Genomic DNA, 4,536 nt, shown 5'->3' with positions numbered 1-4,536 from the left:
CTTCAGGGAGATCGTCTTGGTCAGTTCCAGGCGGCGTTCATGACGGTTGAGAAACGCCGACTCCATGCGCAGCAAGCCCAGCTTCAAGGCTTCGCCGGCGTTCAGGCCCTGACGGTTGTCGGCCCAGGCATCATGGGGAATAAAACGCGTGTCATGATCGCCAAGCTCATATTGCCAACCCGATTCGGTGGCCAAGCACATCGACAACACGGCGTCATAAGCCTGGAAATACAGCGTCGACATCTGGCTGAGCAACCACTGGTACAGCCCCGGGCCGGCAGCACGGTGTTTGAGGAAGTCGTAGTAGATCTGGGCCTGTTCGCGGGCTTTTTCGGCTTGCCGCAAACCGGTGTTGGCGGAAGCGATAACGATGCGCTGAGCGTCTATCTGTTTATCGATCACTGCGATTTCAGCCTTGGCCTGCTCGATCATGAAGTCCCATTCTTCGCGTCGGCGGCGATACTGATCTTTCTGAGTTAGAAAATCGGCATGGACTACCAAACCTTTTGCAGCAGCATCGACAGCCGTTATTGCCGCGAAGGCAAGCGCGGCAGGCTTGCGTACGCCACCAGACGTCCCGATGAGATTCACCGTGACTGCATCCATTACCTGCGCGGCAGTCGTTGCCCCAGCCAAGCCAGCTGTAATGCCCCCCCCAACCACACGTTCATACATGGCCAATTTTTCATCGCCGGAAACGTCTTCTTTACGCAACCGCTCGTAATAATCTTGACGGGCAGCCACCATCGCCTTGCTGGACATCAGAGCATCCCTGCTGCTGCGGGCCTGCTCAATGGCCTGATCCTGCAAGGTCACAGCAAACTCGGAGAGTTCCTGCACATGGGCTTGCAGCAGCTCTTCCTGCTGGGTGCGGTCACGCAGCTCCATATAACCGCGTACCTGCTCGCCAAAGCGGATCAAGGTGTCAACGGCGCCCTGCACACGGGGCAACATGACGCGGAAACGGTAAGGCGGGATAATCGCCAGGGACCCCAGCCGCCGGGCGCCGCCGCCTTCGCCGGCCAATTGCGCGCGCAACAGGTCGAACGGATTGGCCGGCGCCTCGTAAAGCGCCAACAGCAGGGGCTTGCCGTCCAGGGTGAGGTTGTTGCGCAGGTTGCCCAGGCGCAAATCGAGGTTGTCCCACAGGTCGAGCAATTGCGTGTTCACCGGCAAGCGGAACCAGGGCGCGTCGATCAAGCGCAACCAGGGGTCGCCCTGGATATGCTGGGGAATATCCTCGGCGAACAGCGTCTGGATCGACGATTCGAAGGCGCTGAACAACGCGCTGTCATAAGCCGCCGCGTCCACCAGCGGCATGGGCTCCCAGCGGCTGATGCTGCGGCCCTTGGACAAGGGGCCGAGCAAGGACAAGGCACGTACATACAGGAGCTTGGCTTCGTTGAGGGCATCGCGGTTCAGTTGCCGGTAAAGCATGTCGCCTCGGGCAATCAGGTTTTTCACGTAGTCGGTAAAGATCGCCTTGCGGTAGTGCGAAGGCACGCTGTAGGCAATCGCATCCGGATCGCGCAGGCCACCCAGGCCAAAAAACTGCTCGGCGGGACGGTCGGGCTGGGCTAGGGGCCTGACACACCAATACGGATAGTCCACCGCAGGCGGAGGATCGAGCGGCTGGATCCGCGCCAAGGGGTTGAACATGTGGTGATACCAGGTTTCCGCGCCCAGGTAATCGAACTCGCTGTGCAAGCGCTGTGCGACCAGGTGCGGGGCATGGAAAAACAACTCCCAGAAGTAACGACCGTTGGCACCGTTGAAATCCACGGGAACCGCTTGCGAAGAACCGGGAACGGGGGGTTCCTCCGTGTGCTGACTCTCCCAGCTCAAGGCCGCTTCCACGGAGAATGCCGCCTTGGTGACCAACTCCGCGGCGAACAAGCTGTTTAGCCGAACATAACGCAGGTCGTCCAGCGCCAATGCCTGCAGATCAAGAAACTGCGCGCCCGCCGCGGTGGTCATCACTTTAGGGGCGTCACGGAGCATGGGACTGAGACTCACCAGAAATCTATTCCAACCTATTCCAGGATCGGTAGATTTCGCCACACCAAAAGGAAAGGCATAAGAAGTGTTGGTTGCGCCAGTCCAACTTTTTGTGAACAAGGGAGTTTTAGCTGCACCGTTTAACGTAAGCGCCGCTGAGCCCAACCGCTCCTCCATATAAGCACCGTCACTCTCATAAGCGTACCAAACTCCAAAATCACGCGTCAGCGGGGCAAAAGTCTCAGAGAATATATTTGATTTATTTATAAAGTTAAAAGTCCCTCCGACCGAACCACCCCATTTGAGAGAGACTGTCGATACCACCTTAAATGAAGCCCCTTCCTGAACGTCTTCAAGTGTGAGAGGCAGGAGCGTATCCAGTTCCAGGCCCAATGGAATCTTGTAGCGCATCCGCCTGACACGCCCATTATGAAAAGAGCTGTTCCAATCCGCGCCTTCTGGGGTGCACGGCGTATTTTGATCTATCGTAACAAGCGCTGTTCCATCATGACTAAATACATGACTGTGATTTATTTTTTCCTCAAAATAGAGCACATGATTAATCATCTCGCACAGTGCCCAGGTCTGCCCTCCCTCATAATAAACTCCCCAAAGAACCTCAACCCGGCATAAACCAACCGGACTCGAGTATTCCCAAACGTGTCGATCCTGAAGGGAAAGCTTGATATCCACCCGTTCCATACGGACACTTGAACACGCGCCTTGAACCTCAAGTTTTCCTCCAATCAGCTCCTGCTGAGCGTTCTTACTCATGTGCAAGGTTGCACTGAATTCCAGATAGGAATTCAAGGCATCCGGATATTCTCCCGGAGAGGGATAGTAATTATAGGAGCTTTCACGATCCCACATCACCGAACCGATGATCCAGTCAATATTCGCCGAGCCGCTATCGATGCCCACATAAGGAAACTGCAAGCGCATTGGGTCGTTGCCGAACATCGAACTCGCCACGAGAGACAACTCATTCTGTTCTGCCACACTCAATATAATCTGATTGAATGACTCATCGTACACTCGCAGATCCGCATTCGCGCCCAGTTTAAAGGCTACGACTAACCGAGGGCTCGAGGCAATACGAACATCCATGGCCACCGAAAACGCACCACTCCGGATATAGACCTCCGCCGCCAACTTATCTGTCAAGGTGTTCACCGAGGTGAGCCCTGTATAAAGTATCGTCGCCGGCGACCATTGATCATTGAGTTGCTTATAAGCCATCTTGGCCGAATAAAAGTATTTTCCGGTTCTATGGCCGTCATCGTTGATCTGCGGCTGGCCGGCTTCGACCCAGACCACGTGCAATCGCTCGCGAATCACCACGGGGCGAACCTGGGTGACGCCAGCTTCAAAAGCAACATCGATGGTTTTCCATTCACTCCAGGCCGAGGGCGAAACGTGGGTACTTGAATCACTCAGGTCAATCGCCGCCTTGCGCCAATAGGGCGCAAAAGGTTCGACGTTTTGCCGACCGACAAAATAATAATTCGCGTGCCTGAAGTCCGTGCCGTCGATATAACCCGAGACCATCTTCAGGTTACTCACCAACTCAAACTGACTGAGGTAGTTTTTCAGCGCCACCTGCACGCTGTCCTCGGTCAAACGGCTTTGCCCCAGATCATTTTCCAAGGTCTTGAACTGGCTGGTCTTGCCCAGGCGCAGGGTCGGGTCGATGTAGTTTTCCGGGTAATCCTCGATCATCTGGTAACCGGCCCAGATGCTGTACTGACTCATGCTCTCGCGCCACAGACGCAGTTCCTCGGCGCTGAACCCATAGGGGTAACCGGGCTCCATGCCGTTGTAGATGGCGTGGATATACTGCTGGAGGCTGGCAATACCCTGGGCGACACGGCTGGTTTCCACCTGGGCACCGACCTGGTTGTCGATCAGCAGGTATTCGTAGAGGTCCTCGGGGGTGGTCAGGCGCAAGGGCGCCGCCGTGTTCGATGACGGCACGATCTGGCCCAGGTAATAGGCGACCAGGGCGTCACGGCGTTGTTCTTCGAGTTCATGGATAATTCCGCTGTTCATAACTCACCCTGCTGCAGTAACAGTGGTGTTGAAAGCAAGGCTCGCACAGACTCTTGTTGCTCCACATAGGCCACCAACGGCTCGACCTGGGTAGCCAGCACCTTGCCGCCGTCCACCGCCAGGTAACGCACCTGCAAGATAATGTCGGTCAAGGAGTCGAAGACCGCTTCTTGATGTGCCGAAAGGTGCCGAGGGAAGCTCAGCGTCCAGCTCGACACCGCGCCCGTCCCCTCGAAAGGCAGGTAGCGCTCATCGTCGAAGTTCAGGGTGAACAGGCCATCATCATCCAGGCCGCTGGACAGCCCGACCTGCTGGCTTATCCGCGGATTGAAGACGATGTACCGCCGATCGAGTTCGATATCGCTGCCCGCGGCCAATTCACTGGCATCGCTATAGAGACTTGCCACGCCACCCAATGAGGGTTTCAACAAGGTACTGCTGCGCGTTTGCACCAGGGTGGCATGAATGTCCTGATACGGACCCAGCACC

2 protein-coding genes are annotated in these 4,536 nt (G+C 56.2%); both read right to left on the bottom strand.

Features of this window, described 5'->3' with window-relative positions; all coding sequences use genetic code 11:
• Positions 1-4,047: neuraminidase-like domain-containing protein (locus tag M5B42_RS31960; protein WP_248748056.1), on the bottom strand; the 4,047-nt coding region annotated here is incomplete at its 3' end.
• On the bottom strand, positions 4,044-4,536 hold a 493-nt coding region (locus M5B42_RS31955), incomplete at its 5' end, for a hypothetical protein (protein WP_248748055.1). The genes M5B42_RS31955 and M5B42_RS31960, both read right to left, overlap by 4 nt.

It is taken from the genome of Pseudomonas sp. MWU12-2037, from assembly GCF_023242345.1.
Taxonomy (GTDB): domain Bacteria; phylum Pseudomonadota; class Gammaproteobacteria; order Pseudomonadales; family Pseudomonadaceae; genus Aquipseudomonas; species Aquipseudomonas gingeri_D.
Note: the sequence above shows the minus strand (reverse complement) of the source record. Positions and strands in the feature narration are given on the sequence as shown.